14 protein-coding genes are annotated in these 22,056 nt (G+C 67.3%); 10 read left to right on the top strand and 4 right to left on the bottom strand.

The window, feature by feature from the left end:
* The first annotated feature begins 50 nt into the window (after nt 1–50).
* The 4 genes from B9Y82_RS03535 to B9Y82_RS03550 all read left to right on the top strand — a co-directional run bounded on the left by B9Y82_RS03535 (nt 51) and on the right by B9Y82_RS03550 (nt 6,096).
* Nucleotides 51–2,645: a bifunctional aspartate kinase/diaminopimelate decarboxylase gene (locus B9Y82_RS03535; protein WP_100471555.1), complete on the top strand. Its 2,595-nt coding sequence runs from the start codon at nt 51–53 to the stop codon at nt 2,643–2,645.
* A gap of 76 nt (nt 2,646–2,721) precedes the next feature.
* The gene (gene murL / locus B9Y82_RS03540) at nt 2,722–4,074 is read left to right on the top strand and encodes a UDP-N-acetyl-alpha-D-muramoyl-L-alanyl-L-glutamate epimerase (protein ID WP_100471556.1); all 1,353 of its coding nucleotides are present in this window, start codon (nt 2,722–2,724) and stop codon (nt 4,072–4,074) included.
* Nucleotides 4,055–5,464: a UDP-N-acetylmuramoyl-L-alanine--D-glutamate ligase gene (gene murD / locus B9Y82_RS03545; RefSeq protein WP_100471557.1), complete on the top strand. Its 1,410-nt coding sequence runs from the start codon at nt 4,055–4,057 to the stop codon at nt 5,462–5,464. The genes murL and murD overlap by 20 nt, the downstream gene beginning before the upstream one ends.
* A gap of 242 nt (nt 5,465–5,706) precedes the next feature.
* Complete coding sequence (locus B9Y82_RS03550; protein ID WP_238381534.1) at nt 5,707–6,096, top strand: hypothetical protein; 390 nt, start codon at nt 5,707–5,709, stop codon at nt 6,094–6,096.
* A 25-nt stretch (nt 6,097–6,121) separates the two neighbouring features.
* Here the strand turns inward: B9Y82_RS03550 and B9Y82_RS03555 are convergent, their stop codons facing one another.
* A complete protein-coding gene (locus B9Y82_RS03555) occupies nt 6,122–6,715 on the bottom strand; it encodes an SMI1/KNR4 family protein (protein ID WP_100471558.1) in 594 nt (197 codons plus the stop codon).
* A gap of 132 nt (nt 6,716–6,847) precedes the next feature.
* Between B9Y82_RS03555 and B9Y82_RS03560 the strand changes: the two genes are divergently transcribed.
* Nucleotides 6,848–7,633 (top strand): dienelactone hydrolase family protein, encoded by a 786-nt coding sequence (locus B9Y82_RS03560; RefSeq protein ID WP_100471559.1) that lies wholly within the window; start codon nt 6,848–6,850, stop codon nt 7,631–7,633.
* 121 nt (nt 7,634–7,754) lie between these two features.
* Here B9Y82_RS03560 and B9Y82_RS03565 read toward each other — a convergent pair whose 3' ends face one another.
* On the bottom strand, nt 7,755–8,753 hold the full coding sequence (locus tag B9Y82_RS03565; protein WP_100471560.1) for a polyprenyl synthetase family protein: 999 nt from the start codon (nt 8,751–8,753) through the stop codon (nt 7,755–7,757).
* A gap of 214 nt (nt 8,754–8,967) precedes the next feature.
* Between B9Y82_RS03565 and B9Y82_RS03570 the strand changes: the two genes are divergently transcribed.
* Entirely contained in the window at nt 8,968–10,581 is a 1,614-nt protein-coding gene (locus B9Y82_RS03570) for an alpha-glucosidase (protein WP_100471561.1), read from the top strand.
* 168 nt (nt 10,582–10,749) lie between these two features.
* Here the strand turns inward: B9Y82_RS03570 and B9Y82_RS03575 are convergent, their stop codons facing one another.
* Together B9Y82_RS03575 and B9Y82_RS03580 are read right to left on the bottom strand one after the other, a co-directional pair.
* Nucleotides 10,750–13,506, bottom strand: coding sequence for a TonB-dependent receptor (locus tag B9Y82_RS03575; protein WP_162292078.1), 2,757 nt, complete (start codon nt 13,504–13,506; stop codon nt 10,750–10,752).
* A gap of 225 nt (nt 13,507–13,731) precedes the next feature.
* The gene (locus tag B9Y82_RS03580; RefSeq protein WP_100475163.1) at nt 13,732–15,786 is read right to left on the bottom strand and encodes a glycoside hydrolase family 97 protein; all 2,055 of its coding nucleotides are present in this window, start codon (nt 15,784–15,786) and stop codon (nt 13,732–13,734) included.
* A gap of 237 nt (nt 15,787–16,023) precedes the next feature.
* On the opposite strand from B9Y82_RS03580, the gene B9Y82_RS03585 reads away from it, so the two are divergent.
* The 4 genes from B9Y82_RS03585 to B9Y82_RS03600 all read left to right on the top strand — a co-directional run bounded on the left by B9Y82_RS03585 (nt 16,024) and on the right by B9Y82_RS03600 (nt 21,927).
* On the top strand, nt 16,024–18,216 hold the full coding sequence (locus B9Y82_RS03585; RefSeq protein ID WP_100471562.1) for a Six-hairpin glycosidase-like protein: 2,193 nt from the start codon (nt 16,024–16,026) through the stop codon (nt 18,214–18,216).
* A complete protein-coding gene (locus B9Y82_RS03590; RefSeq protein WP_100471563.1) occupies nt 18,213–19,700 on the top strand; it encodes an MFS transporter in 1,488 nt (495 codons plus the stop codon). The genes B9Y82_RS03585 and B9Y82_RS03590 overlap by 4 nt, the downstream gene beginning before the upstream one ends.
* On the top strand, nt 19,700–21,415 hold the full coding sequence (locus B9Y82_RS03595) for an alpha-amylase family glycosyl hydrolase (protein WP_100471564.1): 1,716 nt from the start codon (nt 19,700–19,702) through the stop codon (nt 21,413–21,415). The genes B9Y82_RS03590 and B9Y82_RS03595 overlap by 1 nt, the downstream gene beginning before the upstream one ends.
* 125 nt (nt 21,416–21,540) lie before the next feature.
* Nucleotides 21,541–21,927: an SseB family protein gene (locus tag B9Y82_RS03600; RefSeq protein WP_100471565.1), complete on the top strand. Its 387-nt coding sequence runs from the start codon at nt 21,541–21,543 to the stop codon at nt 21,925–21,927.
* Nucleotides 21,928–22,056 lie beyond the last annotated feature (129 nt).

The raw sequence follows: 22,056 nt of genomic DNA on the forward strand, positions 1-22,056 counted from the left end.
AAGGGTTCCGCCCCCGAGGGCGGCTCCCCCACATTCTACATAGCCAATCCATGTCAGCTTCCCCCCTTGTCGATCGTTGGATCGTACTGAAGTTCGGCGGCACCTCGGTGTCGCGTCGTCACCGCTGGGACACGATCGGGAAGCTGGCGAAAAAACGCGCGGAAGAGACCGGCTCGCGCGTACTGGTGGTGGTTTCGGCGCTGTCCGGGGTCACCAACGAACTGACTGCGATCGCCGATGGCGCGCCGGACAGCCGTGACCGCGTGGCCGCGCTGGTCGAGCGCCATGAAGGTTTCCTGGCCGAACTGGGCCTGGGCCGCGAGGTGCTGGCCGAGCGCCTGGCAGCGCTGCAGGGCCTGCTCGACGACCCGCGTGCGGCCACCCGCCCGCTGGAATGGCAGGCCGAAGTGCTGGGCCAGGGCGAGCTGTTGTCCTCCACGCTGGGCGCGGCCTATCTGCACGCTTCGGGCCTGGACATGGGCTGGATGGATGCCCGCCAGTGGCTGGACGCGATGCCGCCGCAGCCGAACCAGAGCGACTGGTCGCAACGCCTGTCGGTGAACTGCCAGTGGCGTGCCGATGCGGAGTGGTTGCAGCGCTTCCGCGCGCAGCCGACCCGCCTGCTGATCACCCAGGGTTTCATCTCGCGGCATGCCGATGGCGGTACCGCCATCCTCGGCCGTGGTGGCTCGGATACCTCGGCGGCGTACTTCGGCGCGCTGCTCGGCGCCAGCCGCGTGGAAATCTGGACCGATGTGCCAGGCATGTTCAGCGCCAATCCGAAGGATGTGCCCGACGCGCGCCTGCTGACCCGCCTGGACTATTACGAGGCGCAGGAAATCGCCACCACCGGCGCCAAGGTGCTGCACCCGCGCTCGATCAAGCCGTGCCGCGATGCTGGCGTGCCGATGGCCATCCTCGATACCGAGCGCCCGGAACTGCCGGGCACCAGCATCGACGGCAGTGCTGCACCGGTGCCGGGGGTGAAGGCGATCAGCCGCCGCAACGGCATCGTGCTGGTGTCGATGGAAGGCATCGGCATGTGGCAGCAGGTCGGCTTCCTGGCCGATGTGTTCAACCTGTTCAAGAAGCATGGCCTGTCGGTGGACCTGATCGGTTCGGCCGAGACCAACGTCACCGTGTCGCTGGACCCGTCCGAGAACCTGGTCAACACCGATGTGCTGGCCGCGCTGTCGGCCGACCTGTCGCAGATCTGCAAGGTAAAGGTGATCGTGCCGTGCGCGGCGATCACCCTGGTCGGCCGCGGCATGCGTTCGCTGCTGCACAAGCTGTCGGACGTGTGGGCCACCTTCGGCCGCGAGCGCGTGCACATGATTTCGCAGTCGTCCAACGACCTGAACCTGACCTTCGTCATCGATGAGGCCGATGCCGATGGCCTGCTGCCGATCCTGCACGCCGAGCTGATCGACAGCGGCGCCATGCCGGTGGAAGAGACCGAAGTGTTCGGTCCGCGCTGGCGCGAGATCGCCGGCACCGTGCGCCCGCGTGGCACGCCGTGGTGGCGGGGGCAGCGTGCGCACCTGCTGCAGCTGGCCGATGCCGGCACGCCGCGTTATGTCTACCACCTGCCGACCGTGCGCGCCCGCGCCCGCGCGCTGGCCGCGATCAAGCCGATCGACCAGCGCTACTACGCGATCAAGGCCAACAGCCACCCGGCCATCCTGCAGCTGCTGGAAGCCGAGGGCTTCGGCCTGGAATGTGTCTCGCACGGCGAACTGAAGCACGTGTTCCAGCACTTGCCGGAGCTTTCGCCCAAGCGCGTGCTGTTCACCCCCAGCTTCTGCCCGCGCAGCGAGTACGAAGCCGCGTTCGCGCTGGGCGTGACTGTCACCGTCGACAACGTCGAAGCACTGCAGCGCTGGCCGGACCTGTTCCGCAACCGCGAGCTGTGGCTGCGCGTGGACCTGGGCCGTGGCGAAGGCCACCATGCCAAGGTCCGCACCGGCGGCAAGGAGTCCAAGTTCGGCCTGCCGATCGCCCGTGTCGATGAGTTCGTGCGCGCGGCCACCGATCTGGGCAGCCGCGTGGTCGGCCTGCATGCGCACCTCGGCAGTGGCGTGGAGACCGCGCAGCATTGGCGCCTGATGTGCGATGAGCTCGCCGGCTTCGCCCGCCGCATCGGCAGCGTGCAGACCATCGATATCGGCGGTGGCCTGCCGATTCCGTACAGCGACGAAGACGAGCCGTTCGATCTGGACGCCTGGGCCGAGGGCCTGGCCGAGGTCAAGGCGCTGCATCCGGCGTTCCGCCTGGCGATCGAGCCGGGCCGGTACCTGGTGGCCGAATCCGGGGTGCTGCTGACCCATGTCACCCAGGTGGTGGAGAAGGACGGCGTGCGCCGCGTCGGCCTCGATGCCGGCATGAACGCACTGATGCGCCCGGCCCTGTACGACGCCTGGCATGACATCGAGAATCTCAGCCGCCAGGGCGGTTATGCCGAAGCGGCGTTCGATGTGGTCGGCCCGATCTGCGAATCCAGCGATGTGTTCGGCAAGCGCCGCAAGCTGCCGGTGTCGACCGCACCGGACGACGTGATGCTGATCGCCGATGCCGGCGCCTACGGTTATTCGATGGCCAACACCTACAACCAGCGGGCGTTGCCGCGCGAAGACGTGATCGAGTGACCACCGCGCGCGCCCTGCACCCGCCCACCGACACGCCCCGCGCGACCGCGCGGGCCTGTGCCTGACCGGATACACCATGACTGCTTTCGACAAACACCAGGTTTCCCGCTTCCGCTTCGTCCGCTGCGAATTCGCCGCGGAGACCGGCGTGGCCAAGCTGGTCTACGCCTTTGATGACGGTCCGGAGATGGTGGAAACCATCACCGTGCCGGGCGCCCCGTTCGTGCTGGACGAGGCGCGTGCCTCGGCAGTGCAGCGCGCGCTGCAGCTGTTGCACCTGATCGCCGGTGTCAGCTACTACAAGGCGGGCGTGCCGGAGACGGTCAGCATCGACAGCTACGCCATCGATGCCGATACCGCTGCGCTGGTGGAGACGGTCTACCTCAACGGCCTGGGCGAATTTGCGTACCGCAACGGCCTGAACCTGCGCGGGCGCTTCCGCCTGCCGGTGCAGGGCGACGCAGTGCAGGCGCTGGTGCTGGGCCTGCAGCCGCATGCGCTGGTGGCGATCGGTGGCGGCAAGGATTCGCTGGTCAGCATCGAAGCGCTGCGCCGTGCCGGCGTGGACGAGACGGTGACCTGGATTGGTGGTTCGCAGCTGATCCGCGCCTGTGCCGAGCGTACCGGCCTGCCCACGCTGAACCTGGGCCGCGCGCTGGCGCCGGAACTGTTCGAGCTCAACCGCCAGGGCGCCTGGAACGGGCATATCCCGGTTACCGCGGTGAACTCGGCGATCATGGTGCTGGCCGCGCTGCTGCAGGGCGCAGACCAGGTGGTGTTCTCCAATGAGCGTTCGGCAAGCTACGGCAGCCAGATTCCGGGCACCGGCGAGGTGAACCACCAGTGGTCCAAGGGCTGGGCGTTCGAGCAGGCGTTCGGCAGCCACGTGCAGAAGCACGTCGCTGCGGACCTGCAGTACTACTCGCTGCTGCGCCCGATGTCAGAGCTGGCGGTGGCCCGCCAGTTCGCCAAGACCGATTTCTACGACGCGCACTTCTCCAGCTGCAACCGCAACTTCCACATCCTTGGCGAGCGCCCGGTGAACCGCTGGTGCGGCGTCTGCCCGAAGTGCCATTTCGTGTTCCTTGCGCTGGCTCCGTTCATGCCCAAGACGCGGCTGGTGCGCATCTTCGGCCGCAACCTGCTGGACGATGCCGAGCAGGCCGGTGGCTTCGACGCGCTGCTGGAATTCCAGGACCACAAGCCGTTCGAGTGCGTGGGCGAAGGCCGCGAATCGCGCGCGGCGATGGCGACCCTGGCGCAGCGCGCGGAGTGGAAGGAAGACGTGCTGGTGAAGCGCTTCTGCAATGAGATCCAGCCGCAGCTGGATGCCGCCGAACTGGAACTGGCACCGCTGCTGCAGCTGCAGGGCGAGCACCGCGTTCCGGCTGCGCTGTGGGAACGGGTGCGTGAAGATTTCGAAGCTTGAAGGAAAGCGCGTTGCGCTGTGGGGCTGGGGCCGAGAGGGCCGCGCCGCGTTTGCGGTGCTGCACGAGCGCTTGCCCACGCTGCCGCTGAGCCTGTTCTGCCCGGCGGCCGAAGCTGAGGCCGCGCGTGCAGAAACCCAAGGCGCGCTGGACGTGCGTGGCGAGCCTTCTGCTGAAGCGCTGGCCGCGTTCGACGTGGTGATCAAATCCCCCGGTATCAGCCCGTACCAGCCGATCGCGCTGGTGGCCGCAGCGCAGGGCACCACCTTCATCGGTGGCACCGCGCTGTGGTTTGCCGAGCATGCGGGTGCCGATGGCATCGTGCACGACACCGTGTGCGTGACCGGTACCAAGGGCAAGAGCACGACCACCGCACTGGTCGCGCACCTGCTGCGTACGGCCGGCCACCGTACCGGCCTGGTCGGCAACATCGGCCTGCCGCTGCTGGAAGTGCTGGACCCACAGCCCGCGCCCGAGTACTGGGCGGTGGAACTGTCCAGCTACCAGACCGGCGAAGTGGCGCGCAGTGGCGCCCATCCGCAGGTAGCGGTGGTGCTGAACCTGTTCCCGGAACATCTGGACTGGCACGGCAGCGAGCAGCGTTACATCGAGGACAAGCTGCGGTTGGTGACCGAAGCCGCACCGCGCATCGCCGTGCTCAACGCCGCCGATCCACATCTGGCGGCGCTTTCGCTGCCCGGCAGCGAAGTTGTCTGGTTCAACCAGCCGCAGGGCTGGCACATGCGCGGTGACATCGTGCATCGCGGTGAGCAGGCCGTGTTCGATACCCGCAACACGCCGCTGCCGGGTCGCCACAACCGCGGCAACTTGTGTGCGGTGCTGGCCGCGCTGGAAGCGCTGGGGCTGGATGCGGTGGCGCTGGTGCCGGCGGTGCAGAACTTCCGTCCATTGCCGAACCGCCTGCAGCGCATTGGCGTGGCCGATGGCCTGACCTACATCAACGATTCGATCAGCACCACGCCGCATGCCAGCCTGGCTGCGCTGGAGTGTTTCGCCGGCCAGCGCATCGCACTGCTGGTGGGCGGGCACGACCGTGGCCTGGACTGGACCGATTTCATGCAGCACATGGCGCACGACGTGCCGCCGGTGGAGATCGTGACGATGGGCAGCAACGGCCCACGCATCCATGCGATGCTGCGGCCGCTGGCCGACGCCGGGCGCTTTGGTCTGCACGCTGCGGGCGATCTGCCCGAGGCGATGGTGCTGGCGCGTGCCGCGCTGGGTGGGCAGGGCGGGGTGGTGCTGCTGTCGCCGGGCGCGCCGAGCTTTGGTGCCTACCGCGACTATGTGGCCCGTGGCCGTCATTTCGCCGAACTGGCCGGATTCGACCCGGACAGCATCAGCGCGATACCGGGGTTGGGTATTGCCTGACCGGCGGGATCGGGGTCGGATCCCTTTCCGCAGGAAAGGGCTCTGACCCCATCGTGCATTTATCATGCAGGCATCCCCGGACGGACCCGGATGCCCGCATGTGCACCTTCATCACCGTGTTCCTGCCCACCTCGTTTGCGCAGGTTGAAGCCGCCGCGATCATGGAGCGCAGCGGCCGGCGCCTGTTCGCCCAGGCATCGCCCAGCCTGTAGGCCGCCGTCGGCCCCGGTTGGCAGCCCTGGTTGAGCGCGGGCCACTGCGATTGCGGTACGGCCCTGGCATCGGCGCAGGCTGGGCCGAAGTGGAAGGGCGATGCCGAACGCTGGCGGAAGAAGGGCTGGAGTGAAGCGAAGATCGCCCGCGCGCAGGCCGAGCAGTCGGCGCGGCACGAGCAGGTTCAGCAGGCGTGCCGCGACGAAGCGCTGGTCGATGCCAGCCAGTGGCTGCAGCGCATCGATGCGCTGCTGGGGGCAGGTGCGGCGCGCATCGGGCTTCTGGTGCGCGATTACGACGGCGCGGTGGGGGCCCGGCAGCCGAAGCCGCCGGAACGTCACTGGTCGCGAGCGCGCTTGGCGGCGGGGGATCTGCTGGCACTCCAGCCGGGCACCCTGCATTGGGTGGAACCCAGGTGAAGCGCGCTGCGCGCATGGCGTGGATCTACTGTTCCTGGTCGATGAACGCGTAGCCGCCGTCGATCAGCTGCTGCAGGTATGCGTCGAAGCTCGGCGCGATCACCGCATAGCTGTCCGGATCATGCAGGTAGCGCACCACCTGGCCAACCGTGCCGCCCGGTGCGGGATCGAAATCCAGGTACAGCATCGAGGTGCCGCCGTTGTTCATGCAGTGCGAGAAGCACAGGCGGCGGTTCATCGGCAGATCCGCGTCAATGCCTTCACCCAGGATCTCAGGTTCGTCATCCAGCCACGCTTCGTAGATTGAACGGATGCTGTCGTCCCACTGCTGCTGGTCCTCGAAGATCTGGGCCACCGAGCGCAGGTAGTACGGATAGCCGCCGTCCTCCACGTCCGAGCCGAGCATCAGCACGCAGACCTCGCCACCGGGGTATTCACGGAAGTGGGTACCATCCACACGCGACAGCAGCGCGATGAGGCTGTCCGGCGCCTGCGGCCACTGCGTGCGCAGGCGCTGCAAGTCTTCGGCGCTGGCGCCCTGCACATGTGCCCACTGCGGGGCATCGTCGGCAGGCAGGCGCGGGATCAGGCCAGACAGGAAGTGATCAACAAGGTTCATGCGGCAAAAAGGGGACGGAGGGGATTAAGTCGTATCCAACCACACCTGCGTCACGTCGCCAATGCAGAATGCGACGCGGGAGGGGCGAATACGGCTTAATCCCCTCCGTCCCCTTTTTTGTGGAGCAGGCGCATGAATCGTTGGCGATGCGGTGTGGCGGTGATCCTCGGGCTGGCGGCGATGCCGGCCTGGGCGGCGATGAAGACCCAGCCGGTGGAATGGACCCACCAGGGCACGACCTTCAGTGGTGTGCTGGTCTACGACGATGGCGGGCATGACAAACGCCCGGGACTGGTGATGGTGCCGAACTGGAAAGGCGTGAACGCATCGGCGATTGAAAAGGCCAAGCAGTTGGCCGGCGATGACTATGTGGTGCTGGTGGCCGATGTATACGGCAAGAGCGTGCGTCCGAAGACTGATGCGGAGGCCGGGCCGGTGGCCAGCAAGCTGCGCAACGACCGGGCGCTGCTGCGCGCACGTGCGCTGGAGGCGGTGAACGTGCTCAAGGCGCAGGCCGGCAAGGCGCCGCTGGATGCCAGCCGGATCGGTGCGGTGGGCTTCTGCTTCGGCGGCACCACGGTGCTGGAACTGGCCCGTGCCGGTGCGCCGCTGGCCGGCGTGGTCAGCCTGCATGGTGGGCTGGGCTCGCCGCTGCCTGCGCAGGCCGGTGGTACCCATCCATCGGTGCTGGTGCTCAACGGCGCCGACGACAGCAGCGTGACCGCCGAGGACATCGCCGGCTTCCAGAAGGAAATGAACGCGGCCAAAGTCGATTGGGAATTCACCAACTACAGCGGCGCGGTGCACTGCTTCGCCGAGCGCGATGCAAACAGCCCGCCGGGCTGCCAGTACAACGAACGGGCGGCCAAGCGCGCGTGGAAGGCGCTGGATGAGTTCTTCGAGGAGCGCTTCATGTAGTGCCGATAGTGCCGACCAACGGTCGGCACCTGCCGATGTTTCCGTGCCGACCAACGGTCGGCACCTACCCGTTCGGGTACGCCGGCCTGGTGGGTGCCGACCGTTGGTCGGCACGCCTCCATCAATGCGAGCGCTGCACCGCGTAGCGGGCCAGGCCGCGCAGGGCAGCCACGGCGTCGTTGTCGCACAGGCCATCGAGCGCGCGCTCGGCGGCCTCGGCGTATTCCTCGGCACGCGCGCGGCTGTACTCCAGGCCGCCGGTGGCGCGGATCGCGGCCAGCACTTCCGGCATCGCCGAGGCATCGCCGTCCTGCACGATGGTGCGCAGGCGCTCGCGGGTGGCGTCGTCGGAGTGGGCCATCGCGTGGATCAGCGGCAGCGTGGCCTTGCCCTCGGCGAGGTCGTCGCCCAGGTTCTTGCCCAGTTCCTCGGCGTTGGCCGAGTAGTCCAGCACGTCGTCGGCGATCTGGAACGCGTAGCCCAGGTGCATGCCGTAGTCGAACAGGGCCTGCTGGGTGGCCTCGTCCACGCCGCTGGCCAGCGCGCCCAGGCGGGTGCCGGCGGCGAACAGCACTGCGGTCTTGCGCTCGATCACGCGCAGGTACGCCGCTTCGTCGGTATCCGGGTTGTGCACGTGCAGCAGCTGCAGCACTTCACCCTCGGCGATGCGGTTGGTGGCATCGGCCAGGATCTGCATCACCGACATGCGTTCCAGCTCGACCATCAGCTGGAAGCTGCGCGAGTACAGGAAGTCGCCGACCAGCACGCTGGGCGCGTTGCCCCACAGCGCGTTGGCGGTGCTGCGGCCACGGCGCAGGCTGGATTCGTCCACCACGTCGTCGTGCAGCAGGGTGGAGGTGTGGATGAACTCGATGATCGCCGCCAGCTGGTGGTGGTCCGGACCGGCGTGGCCGACCGCGTGGCCGGCCAGCATCACCAGCATCGGGCGCAGGCGTTTGCCGCCGGCGGAAATGATGTGGTCGGCGATCTGGTTGATCAGCACGACGTCCGAAGACAGCCGGCGCCGGATCAGGGCGTCGACGGCGGCCATGTCGGCCGCGGCTAGCGACTGGATCTGGGGCAGGCCCAGGGCGGGACGGGTGTCTTCGGTGATGGTCATGCGATCAGGCTTTCAGGCTCACCACCGATTATAGGCGCTGGCCGTGAATTCGGGCGCAAACCGGTCCGCGCGGCATTTCCAGCCCGGCCAGCGCCGCCGTCTGCGTGAATACGTATGCAGGTTGCGCCATGCCCGGGAGGCCGCCGCTAAGCTTGCCGGATCAGGATTTCGGCCCGCTGCCGGCGGGTCCCGCATGCCCGGAGGGGGGCTGTCGATGTCGCACTATCCATGGTGGCGCGGAGCCGTCATCTACCAGATCTACCCGCGCAGCTACCTCGATGCCAACGGCGACGGGGTGGGTGACCTGCCGGGCATCATCGAGCGGCTGGACCACATCGCCGCGCTGGGCGTGGATGCGATCTGGATTTCGCCGTTCTTCAAGTCGCCGATGGCCGACTTCGGCTACGACATCGCCGACTACCGCGATGTCGATCCGCTGTTCGGTAGCCTGGATGACTTCGACCGCCTGTTGGCCAAGGCCCACGGCCTGGGCCTGAAGGTGATGATCGACCAGGTGCTGAGCCACACCTCGATCGAGCACGCCTGGTTCCGCGAGAGCCGCCAGGACCGCCGCAACCCGAAGGCGGACTGGTACGTGTGGGCCGACCCGCGCGAGGACGGCACCCCGCCCAACAACTGGCTGTCGCTGTTCGGCGGCTGCGCCTGGCAGTGGGAGCCGCGCCGCGAGCAGTACTACCTGCACAACTTCCTGGTCGACCAGCCGGACCTGAACTTCCATCACCCGGACGTGCAGCAGGCGACCCTGGACAACGTGCGCTTCTGGCTGGACCGCGGCGTGGATGGCTTCCGCCTGGATGCGATCAACTTCTGCTTCCACGACGCACAGCTGCGTGACAACCCGGCCAAGCCCGCCGACAAGCGGGTGGGGCGCGGCTTCAGCCCGGACAACCCGTACGCCTACCAGTACCACTACTACAACAACACCCAGCCGGAGAACCTGCCGTTCCTGGAGCGCCTGCGCGCGCTGCTGGACGAGTACCCGGGAGCGGTCAGCCTGGGCGAGATCTCCTCGGAGGATTCGCTGGCCACCACCGCCGAGTACACCCGCGATGGCCGCCTGCACATGGGCTACAGCTTCGAGCTGCTGGTGGACGACTACAGCGCGGCCTACATCCGCGACACGGTCTCGCGGCTGGAAGCGGCAATGACCGAAGGCTGGCCGTGCTGGGCGGTTTCGAATCACGACGTGGAGCGGGCGGTCAGCCGCTGGGGCGGTCACCCGGCCGACCCGCGCCTGGCGCGGATGCTGGTGGCGATGCTGTGCTCGCTGCGCGGCTCGGTCTGCCTGTACCAGGGCGAAGAGCTGGGCCTGGCCGAGGCCGAGGTGCCGTTCGAGGCGCTGCAGGACCCCTATGGCATCACCTTCTGGCCGAACTTCAAGGGCCGCGACGGCTGCCGGACGCCGCTGCCGTGGACCGAAGCGCCGCTGGCCGGTTTCACCACGGGCCAGCCCTGGTTGCCGATCCCGGCCGAGCACCGCGCCGCGGCGGTGGCCGTGCAGGAGCGCGACCCGCACTCAGTGCTGGCCGCGTTCCGGGCGTACCTGGCCTGGCGGCATACCCAGCCGGTGCTCCTGCATGGCAGCATCCGATTCATCGAAAGTGCCGAGCCAGTGCTGCTGTTCGAGCGTATGCTTGCAGATGAAACCCTCCTGCTGGCCTTCAACCTGTCGGCCGAGGCGGTGAGCCATCCGTTGCCGCCGGGCAATTGGCAACAGGTGGCGGTACCGGGCCCGGATGCGGGCACGGTGCAGGGCAATGAACTCCAGCTGCCACCGCGCGCGGTGTATTGCGCCCGACGCAGCTGACCGTTTTCTCCGGTGGCGGTACTTGCGGGGACGGGGCCGAAGCGCCCCGTCCCTTTTTTGTGGGTGGGGTTCCGGCGAAGGGCATCCGCGCAAAAGAAAACCCGCTGCCTGCGCAGCGGGTTTCCGATGAGTCGTTGCCGGCCAGCGGCCGGCACTACCCGGTCATGGTCAGAACTTGTAGTTCACGCCCAGCATGTAGGTGCGGCCCCACTCGATGTACTCCAGCGGGCGGTCCTTGCTGCCGGCATAGGTGCGGTACGGCTCGTTGGTCAGGTTGCTGCCCTGCAGCAGCAGGGTCAGGCCACGCAGGGCGCTGCTGTCGCTGAAGGTGTAGCTGACCTGCGCATCGGTCACGTTTTCGCCCACCACGTAGCGCAGGCTGCGGTTGCCATTGAAGTTGCCGATCTCACCGATGAAGTCCGAACGGCGGCGCTGGCTGACGCGTGCTTCAAAGCCGCTGCGCTCGTAGTAGGCGGTGAAGTTGTACACGCGCTTGGACAGGCCCGGCAGGCTGATCGGGTCGGTACCCACGCTGGAAGCACTCTCCGGGTCCAGGATGGTGATGTCGCTCTTGTTGAACGTCGCGCTGGCCTGCACGCCGAAGCCACGCAGGCTGTCGGTCAGCATGTCCAGCGGGAAGGACGCGGTCAGTTCCAGGCCCTTCAGCGTGCCGCCCTTGCCGTTCTGCGGTGCGGAGAAGGTGCCGGTGGTCAGCACCGGCGCGGTCATGCCCGGCGGCGGTACGTAGCTGCCCAGCAGCGAGGTGAAGTCGTAGTTGTCCACCGACTGGGTGTAGACGTAGCTCTTCAGGTCCTTGTAGAAGATCGCGGCGGCCACGTAGGCCTTCTCGCCGAAGTACTTCTCATAGGACAGGTCCAGCGCGGTGGCGCGCCATGGGTCCAGCAGCGGGTTGCCGCCACTGCCGCCGGGGCGGCCGGTACCGGTGTCCACGCCGAACTCCAGGCCGGCGCGCATCTGGTCCACGCGCGGTCGCGCGACCTGCTTGGCGGCGGCGAAGCGCAGCGTCTGCTGGTGCGGGAACATGAAGGCCAGGTTCAAGCTGGGCAGCCAGTCGTTGTAGGTACGGCCGTTCGAGTACGGCTGCACGTTGTTGCCGGCGGACTGCGAGCTGTCCCAGTAACGCGAATCCGAGCTCTGGTCGGTGTGCTGCATCTGCACGCCGATGTTGCCGCGCACGCCAACCACGCCGATGTCGGCGTTGATGTTCAGGCGCGCCCACGCCGTGGTGATCTTCTCCTGCACCGTCCACGACTTGGGAATCAGGTAGTCCAGGTTGTCGACCGGGTTGAAGGTCATGTAACGACCCACAGCGGCCGGCACGTTCCACGCCGGAATGGTGCCGAGGCCGGCGAAGCCGAGGTTCACCGGTCGGTACTGCAGGTCCGCGGCGATGTTGGCGTCGCCCTGTGCGCCGAGCAGGATGTTGCCTTCGGACTGGGTCTTCACCTTGCGGCGATCGGCGTAGTTCACGCCGATATCGATGTCCGGTGCCCACGAGGCGATGGCATCGGGCAGTGCAATGGTGGCGGCCAGCTTGCCGCCCTTCAGGCGGTCTTCCACCTTCGGCACCTTGCCGTAGCCGGAACCGTAGATGGTGTTGGTCAGGAACAGCGCGTCAGGGTTGGAGTAGTCCAGGCCCGGGCTGATCTGCGAAAAGCCGTCCTGGCGGATCGTCACGCCGATCGTGTCCAGCTGCGGCATCGGAGTCAGCTGCAGGTTGTTTTCCAGGTTCAGTTCATCGCGCGTGGCCTTGGAGTAGTTCAGGTCGGCGACCAGCTTGACGCCGCTGAAGTTGAACTCGTTGTTCCAGCCGAACGCATCGATCTTGTCCTTGCGCTTGTTGTACATGCCGCGCACCAGCGGATAGACACCGCTGGCGGTGCCGCCGGTGAACGAACCGTTGGCGTTGACCTGCGGATTGCTGACCAGCAGGCCCGGGGTGTAGTTGCCGTTGTAGTTGCTGAGATTCAGCTCGAACTGATTGGCGGTGTCGATCTGCTCGGCTTCGGTGTGGAACGCGTCGAAGGTGCTGGTCCAGCTGTTGTTGGGCCGGAACTGGATGGTGGCCATCACGCCGTCGCGCTTGTTGTTGCCGGTGCGGCGCAGGGCCTTGATGCCGTCGGAGAAATAGGTGCCCGCCGCAACGCCCGGGCGGTTGCCCTTGTCGGTGTGCTCGGTGGTCCACGGCTCATACAGGCCGACCTGGTTTTCCTGGATCGGCATGTCGCTGTGCGCGTAGCCGATGGCGATGCCCAGGGTCTTGTCCAGGAACTGGTCGATGTAGCTGGCGCTGAAGCGGTTGCCGTACGGGTCGGTGTTGGCGGCGCGGCCCAGCGAACTCTTCTGGTAGCGGCCGCTGACCGCGATCACGCGCTCGCCGAAGCTGAGCGGGCGCGCGGTCTGCATGTCGATGGTGCCCGACAGGCCCTGGCCGACCAGCGCGGCATCCGGAGTCTTGTACACGGTCACGCCATTGACCAGTTCGGACGGGTACTGGTCGAACTCGACGCCACGGTTGTCGCCGGTACTGACCACTTCACGGCCGTTGAGCAGGGTGGTGGCGAAGTCCGGCGACAGGCCGCGCACGCTGATCACCTGCGCGCGGCCGGCCACGCGCTGGGCGGCCAGGCCGGGCAGGCGCGAGATGGATTCGGCGATGCTGACGTCGGGCAGCTTGCCGATGTCTTCGGCGGAGATCGCTTCAACCACCGAGGTGGCATCCTGCTTGACCGCGATCGCGCTCTCGATGCCGCGGCGGATGCCGGTGACCTGCACCGTATCCAGGTTGGTGGCGGCGGTGCCGGCCGGCGTGGTGGTGCTCTGCGTGGACTGTGCCGACGCCAGTGTCGGCGCCAGGACAACGGCCAGCGCGATGCTCAGCGCGCTGCGCTTGTGGTTCAACATTTTCCCCTCCCAGGCAATGTTGCAGATCGATTCGTGAACGTCCCGGCGTGACCGTGGACGTGCGACGCGGTGGCCGCTGTCGTCGCCGCTATGGTAGGCAGCGCGTTCTTCGCGGGGATCACCCTGCATACGTATTCAATGGCGTCCGCAGGGTTGTAATCGCTTTCAGATCCCCGCCACGATGGCGCCGGGCGATGCCCGGCGAACGTCGCGCGGGGGCGTTCATCATTTCAAGGGCGTGAAGCGGATGGCCTGCCCACCGCCTGGCGCCAGCACCAGCGTCAGGGCATCGGCGCTGGTCACCTCGCGGGTTTCGCGGGCGAACGCGAACGGGTTGCTGCGGAAGTCGGCACCGTCACCATCGCGGTAGATTTCGGCGCGGTAGCGCACGCCTGGTTCCAGGAATCCCAGCGTTACCGGCAGCACGCGGCCATGCTCGTCGGTGATGCTGCCGAGGAACCAGTCGCGGCTGTTGCGGTCGCGGCGCACGATCGTCACGTAGTCACCCACTTCGCCATCGAGCACGCGGCTCTGCTCCCAGTCCACCGCCACGTCCTCGATGAAGCGGAACGCCTCGCGATGCTGCAGGTAGTGCTCGGGCAGGTCGGCGGCCATCTGGATCGGGCTGTACAGCACCACGTACAGCGCCAGCTGGCGGGCCAATGTACTGGGAATGGCCTGGCCGTGGCGGCCCTTCAGGCTGAGGATGCCGGGGGTGTAATCCATCGGCCCGGCCAGCATGCGGGTGAACACCAGGTTGACCTCATGCTCCGGTGGGTTCGGTGGCTGGCCCCAGGCGTTGTATTCCATGCCACGGGCACCTTCGCGCGAGATCCAGTTGGGATAGGTACGGCGCAGGCCGGTGTCCTTGATCGGCTCATGCGGGTTCACCGACAGATGGCGGCGCGCGGCTTCCTGCACCACCTTCAGGTGGTGGCGGGCCATGAACTGGCCGTCGTGCCACTCGCGCCACAGTGGGCCACCGGCCGGATTGCGGCGGTCGACCTGGCCGTCGTCGCAGACATAGCCGGTCTTGAACTGGTCCACGCCCAGCCGTGCGTACAGGTCCAGCGCGGCCCCCAGCTGGTCCTCGTAATGTTCGATGGCACAGCCGGTTTCGTGGTGGCCGATCAGGTGCACGCCCTTGTTCAGGCCATACGCTGACAGCGCTTCGATATCGAAATCGGGCGTGGCGCGGGTGAAGTCGAAGTCGTAACCGTTGCCCACCCACATGCCGTCCCAGCCCGGGTTCCAGCCTTCCACCAGCACGCCACGGAAGCCGTGCGCGGCGGCGAAATCGATGACTTTCTTCGTTTTGGCGGTGGTGGCCGCGTGCTTCGGCCCGGTCGCCCAGCTCTCATTGTCCAGGTGCATCGACCACCACACGCCCAGGTACTTGGCCGGCTTCACCCAGCTCACGTCGCCCAGCGCATTGGGCTCGTTGAGGTTGAGGATCAGGTCCGATTCGACCAGGCCACCGGCACGGTCGGCGATCTGCAGCGTGCGCCACGGCGTGGCGAAGGGCAGGGCACGGCGCACTTTCCAGCCTTCCGCCGAGGGCGACAGCTGCGCGCGCAGGCGCTGGCCCTCGGTTCGCCGCAGCCACATGCCGGCATAGTCCACCAGCGCCGCCTCGTGGATCGCCACATGCAGGCCATCGCGGCTGCGCAGGGTCATCGGCGTGTGTACCAGCGGAACTTCACGCAGCGGCGTGCGCTGGTACAGGTATTCGTAGTGGATCGGTTCGCCGGCGGGAATCCACCACGCGGTGGAATCCTGTGCGATGGCGAACTCGGTCAGTTCGTCATCGATGATCGCCTCGTGCAGGTTCGGCTGTTCGGGGAACACATAGCGGAAGCCCAGGCCGTCGTCGTAGACGCGGAACACCACATCCAGCCGCCGCTTGCTGCCAGTGGTCTCGGCCAGCTGCACGGTCAGCTCGTTGAAGTGGTTGCGGGTGATCCGGCGTTCGCCCCACGGCTGCTCCCAGCGGTCATCGACGCTGCGCCGCTGCTGGCCGAGCAGGGCGAAATCGCGGTCCAGGCGCCCGTCGCGCAGGGCGAAGCCGAGCTTCGAATCTTCCACCACGGTTTGGCCGAGGCGTTCCACGCGGTAGCGGGCGGTGCCGCCGTCCAGCACCAGGCTGACCGTGAGCACCTTGCCCGGTGATTCGACGCTGGCCACCTGTGGCGCGGCCTGTGCCAGCGTGGCCCAGGTCAGCAGGGCCAGACCGAGCAGGTGCGCGATTGCCGCGCGTACTGCAGTGGGTGACATCGGCAGTTCCCCTCCCAAGGCGCCGTTGGCAGACCCGGACCATAAGCCAGCGCGGCAGGCGCGCTACCGCGCAACGCCATGAATACGTATGCAGCTGGACGCAGCCGACAGCCCCGCGTCTACCATGGGGCCAAGGCACCTTGAGGGAGGGGCCGCGCCCGCCCGCCGGCAACGACGGTGCGGACCTACAACGCGTGCAGAGAGGGAGGGAGGCCGACGGGCGCAAGCCGGTCCGCCGCTTCGATGCTGAAGACCATTTGCCTGACCGCTGCCCTGGGGGCAGCGCTGGGATCGACCGCGCAGGCGGCCGACCTGCAATTCGACGGCCGCCATGCGCGCGCCGAAGCCGCTGCCAAGGGCAGCTTCGTGCTGCATGCGCAGAAGGGCGAGGTGCGCATCGCGCCGATGCCGATGCGCAGCCAGACCGGCAGCGTGATGTTCGATGCACTGTTCGCGCTGGCCCAGCAGGAGATGGACCAGGACCGCGTGGATGCGATCCGCGATCCTGCGTTCGACGAAGGCCGGCCGGTGCCGTGCGCGTGCTTCCAGACCGGCGCGCGCTGGCCTTATGTGTGGACCCGCGATGTCAGCTTTGCCGCCGACCTGGCGCTGGCGCGGCTGGATCCGCAGCGCACCCGGCAGTCGCTGCAGTTCAAGCTGTCGGCGGCACGCGACGGGCAGACGCCCGGACTGTTCGTGGCGCAGGACACCGGTTCCGGTGGCAGCTGGCCGATCAGCAGCGACCGCGTGGTGTGGTTCCTGGCCGCGCGCCACCTGCTGGATGATCACGCATTTGCCGACCAGGTCTGGCAGGCGCTGCAGGGCACGCTGGCGCAGGACCGCGCGATGGTGTTCGACGCACAGATGGGCCTGTACCGTGGCGAGACCTCGTTCCTGGACTGGCGCGAGCAGACCTATCCGGGCTGGACCCGTGAGGACGTGCGCTTCATCGGTGATTCCTACGCGCTGTCCACCAACGTACTGCACTACCAGGCGCTGCGCCTGGCCGAACGCCTCGCTGGACAGCACGGCGACGCCCGCGCGGCCGACTACAAGGCGTGGGCCGATGCGCTGGCGCAGCAGATCGATGCACGCTTCTGGCGCGAGGATATTGGCCAGTACATGAGCTACATCGGCGAAGCCGCGCACCCGGTACCGTACGCCAAGGTCGATCTGCTTGGCCTGTCGCTGGGCATCCTGGCCGAGGTGCTGCCACCCGAGCGCGCGCGCCGTGCACTGGCTGCCTACCCGATGGGGCCGGCCGGCAGCCCGGTGGTGTGGCCGCAGGAGGCGCAGCAGCCGATCTACCACAACCGCGCGATCTGGCCGTTCGTCAGTGCCTACTCGCTGCGTGCCGCGCGGCAGCTGGACGACGCGCCGCGCATCGCCGCCGAGATCCGCTCGCTGATGCAGGGCGCCGCGCTGGCCGGTTCCAACATGGAGAACTACGAACTGGCCAGCCAGGCCGTGCATGTTGACGAAGGCGCACTCAGCGGCCCGGTGGTCAACTCCGAACGCCAGCTGTGGTCGGTGGCCGGCTATCTGTCGATGGTGGTCGAAGGCGTATTCGGCGTGCAGGACGATGGCCGGGTGCAGCCCAAGCTGCCGGCGGTGCTGGTGCCCGAACTGTTCGGCAAGCAGCGCCGCATCGCGCTGGAAGCCAATGGCAAGCGCTATGTGCTGGAGCGACCGAAGCAGGTGGGTGATGGCCTGCTGGTGGCGGGCAAGGTGAAGATGCGCGGGACCACCACTACCGTGCAGCTGGTGGCCGCGCCGTCGCGCACGTTGCCCGCCAGCACGGCCGATGCAGAGGCGCGTGCACCGGCAACTCCGGCCGCACCGCAGGCGCGGCGCAGCGGAAAGGGTTGGTCGGTAGCGGTGGCCGAAGGCCAGGTGCTGTGGCAGGACGGCCGGGCGGTGACCGCGATCCACAAGGGCGTGGCACGGATCGGCGACGACGGCCTGCAGCATTGTTTGAGCCTGACCCGTCGCGAAGGTGCACTGGAATCGCTGCACAGCCCGATGCTGTGTGTTGGCCCACAGCAGGTGCTGCGCGGTGCACGCCAGTGGCAGTTCACTGCAGCCAAGGCCGGGCAGGTGCGCCTGCGCCTGCAGTACAGCAACCCCAATGGACCGATCAACACCGGTGTGACCGCCGCAGTGAAGCAGTTGGCGGTGCAGTGCGCCGCCCAGCCCGTGCAGCGCTTGACCGTGACGTTGCCGCACAGCGTGACCGCACAGGATTCCACTGCCGCGACGTTCAGCGTGCCCAAGGGACGTTGCAGCGTGAAGCTGGAAGAGGGCTTCAACATGAGCGCGCTGCAGCACTTCGCGCATTACACCGGCGGCAAGGGCGGGCGCGACGGCGTGCTCAACCAGGCCCAGGTGCAGGCGCTGAAGGTGGCGCCAGTGGCTGTGGTCGAGGGCAACCGATGAGCCGCCCTGCAAAGCCGCAGCTGTCGTTCTGGCAGATCTGGAACATGTGCTTCGGCTTCCTCGGCATCCAGTTCGGCTTCGCCCTGCAGAACGCCAACGCCAGCCGCATCTTCGAGACCCTGGGCGCGGACATGGAGGCGGTGCCGGGGCTGTGGATCGCCGCGCCGCTGACCGGCCTGCTGGTGCAGCCGGTGATCGGCTACCTGTCCGACCACACCTGGACCCGCTGGGGTCGCCGCCGTCCTTTCTTCATGATCGGTGCGGTACTGACCACCCTGGCCCTGCTGGTGATGCCGAATTCGCCGACGCTGTGGATCGCCGCCGGCACGCTGTGGGTTCTGGATGCGTCGATCAACGTGTCGATGGAACCGTTCCGTGCCTTCGTTGGCGACCAGCTGGCGCCACGCCAGCGGCCAGCCGGCTATGCGATGCAGAGCTTCTTCATCGGCGTGGGCGCGATCGTCGCCAGCTTCCTGCCCTTCATCCTGGCCCAGTTCGGCATCGCCAATACGGCCGCCGCAGGTGAAGTGCCGGACACCGTTCGCTATGCCTTCTATTTCGGCGCAGTGGTGCTGCTGGCGGCGATCACCTGGACGGTGGTCAGCACCCGCGAGTACTCGCCCGCAGAGCTGGCCGGCTTCGATGATGCCGAGCCGCCGGCACACCACACCGCAGCCGCGGTCAGCGGACCGGCACCGTGGGCGCAGGTGGTGTTCTGGCTGGGGCTGGGCGTGCTGCTGGCGCTGCTGATCGCCTGGCGGCAGGGCGACAGGATGCTGTACGTGCTGGCCGGCCTGTGTGCGGGCTATGGCCTTCTGCTGGCGCTCGCCCGCGCGCTGCCAGACACCCACATGCTGGCCGCCATCGTTGGCGACCTGCGCGCGATGCCCGTCACCATGCGGCGCCTGGCCTGGGTACAGTTCTTCTCGTGGTTCGCATTGTTCGCCATGTGGATCTACACCACCGCCGCGGTGGCCGGCACCCACTTCGGCTCGATCGATCCGCAGTCGGCGGCCTACAACGAAGGCGCCAACTGGGTGGGCGTACTGTTTGGTGCCTACAACGGCTTCGCTGCGCTGGCCGCGGTACTGATCCCGCCGATGGTGCGTGCGATCGGCCTGCGCTGGAGCCACCTGGTCAACCTGTGGCTGGGCGGCGCCGGCCTGGTCTCGCTGATGTTCATCCGTGATCCGCACTGGCTGCTGCTGTCGATGGCCGGCGTCGGCTTCGCCTGGGCGTCGATCCTGTCGCTGCCGTACGCACTGCTGTCCGACAGCGTGCCGGCGTCGAAGATGGGCGTGTACATGGGCATCTTCAATTTCTTCATCGTGATCCCGCAGCTGGTGGCGGCCAGCGCGCTCGGCTTTGCCCTGCGCGCCTGGCTGGGTGGCCAGCCGATGCATGTGCTGGTGCTGGGCGGCTGCAGCCTGTTCGTCGCCGGCCTGTGCGTGCTGCGGGTTCCGTCCCGTCCGGAGGTGGTGTGATGCGTGGAGCGCTGTCTGTTGCTGTTTCCCTGGTGCTGCTGGCCGGCCATGCGGCGGCTGCGCCGCGCCCGGACTACGTCGGCACCACCGAGCCGTTCGCCAGCGATGCGGTGTATTTCGTGGTCACCGACCGCTTCGTCAACGGCGACCCGTCCAACGATCATCGCGACCAGGGCGGCAAGCACCGCACCTTCGATATCCCGGTGCCATGCCCGGACAAGGTCGACGGCAACATCGGCTACCTCGGCGGCGACTTCCGCGGCGTGCTCGACAATGCGCAATACATCCGCAACCTGGGTTTCGGCGCAGTGTGGATCACGCCGATTGTCGACAACCCGGACGAGGCCTTTACCGGCAGCAAAGCGATCAGCTGTACCAGCACGCTGACCGATCGCGGCAAAACCGGTTATCACGGCTACTGGGGCATCAATTTCTACAAACTCGATGAGCACTTGCCGAGCAAGGACCTGGACTTCGCCGGGTTGACCCAGGGCCTGCATGGCGCAGGCCTGAAGGTGGTGCTGGACATCGTCGGCAACCACGGTTCGCCGGCCTGGACCATGCCGACGCGGCAGCCGCAGTTCGGCCAGCTCTTCGACAAGGACGGAAAGCTGATTGCCGACCACCAGAACCTGCCGCCGCAGAAACTGGATCCGAAGCACAACCCGCTGCACGCCTTCTACAACAACATCGGCCCGGTCGACAGCAAGGATGGCTCGATCTTCGACGGCAACCTGGCCGAGCTGTCCGACTTCAACCAGGATAATCCGGCGGTGATGGACTATCTGGTCGGTGCGTACCTGCAGTGGACCGCACAGGGCGTTGATGCGCTGCGCATCGACACCATTGGCTGGCTGCCGCACCCGTGGTGGCACGCCTTCGTCAAGCGCATCCGCGCCGAGCATCCGGACATGTTCATGTTCGGCGAAGCGTTCGATTACAACGCGGCCAGCATTGCCGAACACACCTGGCCGGCCAATGCCAACGTCAGCGTGCTGGATTTCCCGCTGCGTGGCGCGATGGAGCAGACCTTCGGCACTGCCGGCAAGGGCTTTGAGACGCTGGCCGAACCGCTGCACCTGAGTGGCGGGCCATACGCCAACCCGTACGAGCTGATGAGTTTCTACGACAACCACGACATGCCGCGCCTGCAGGCCAGCGACAACGGCTTCATCGACGCGCACAACTGGCTGTTCACCGCACGCGGCATTCCGGTGGTCTATTACGGTTCGGAAACCGGCTTCATGCGTGGCCGCGCCGAGCATGCCGGCAACCGCGCCTACTTCGGCCAGTCGCGCGTGGACGCTGCGCCGCAGAGCCCGATCTTCGCGCCGCTGCAGCGTATCGCGCGATTGCGCGAAGCCACGCCGGCGCTGCAGCGTGGCCTGCAGGTGAACGAGCGCCTGCAGGGTGATGAGGCGGTGTTCTTCCGCGTGCTGCAGCATGGCGACGTGGCGCAGACCGCGCTGGTGCTGCTGAACAAGGGCGACCGGGCGAAGACGTTCAGCGTGGAGCGCTACCTGCAGGCCGGTACCTGGCGCGATGCGCTGGGGGGCGGGGCGCTGAGGGTGGACGGCCGCCTTCAGGCCGAAATCCCCGCGCACGGGGTGAGGGTCTACGTGCTGGACGCGCAGGTGAAGCAGCCAGCGCTGCAGGCCGAACTGGACAAGGCCATGGCCGACCAGCAGGCGCGCGACCAGCGGCTGGGGCGGTGAGGGCGCCGCCGGGCATGGTCCGGCCCTACCGCTCTGGTGGGTGCCAACCTTGGTTGGCACGCTTTTCGAGCAGTCGAGCAAGCCCGACTCTACAATAGGCACCCCTCACGCCCCACCGTACCGCCATGACCGACCTCGCCCCGCAGACCCCGATTGAAACCCTGCTGAAGGCGGCGATGGACGGGGCGGTGCCGATCCGCGCCTTCATGGAGGCCTTCGTTGCCTCCGAAGTCGTGCTGCTGACCGGCAGCCTGGTCACCCCCGATGGCAGCGGCTTCGACCCGCTGCTGTTCGACAAGCAGGGCACCCTGCATGTGGCCGTGTTCACCGATCCATCGCGGGTGGGCATCTACAGCCAGCAGGCCGAACACCAGATCCGCTGGCTGATGCTGGACGTGCTGCGCCGGGTGCCGGGGGGCTATGGCGTGGTGATCAACCCGGGTACTTCGCTGGGTTTTGAGGTTTCCCCGAGCGGCGTGGGCGAAATCCTGAAGGACTTCGCCCAGGGCTGAGCCGCCGCCTCGTCACTTGTAGCGTCGAGCCATGCTCGGCTGCTCCTGCCATCTGCCAGATCAGTCAACAGCAAGCTTCCCTTCGGCCGCCCGACGTGGTCCCCTCTGGATAACATCGGGAACGAGGCT

It is taken from the genome of Stenotrophomonas maltophilia (assembly GCF_002799155.1).
GTDB lineage: Bacteria > Pseudomonadota > Gammaproteobacteria > Xanthomonadales > Xanthomonadaceae > Stenotrophomonas > Stenotrophomonas maltophilia_R.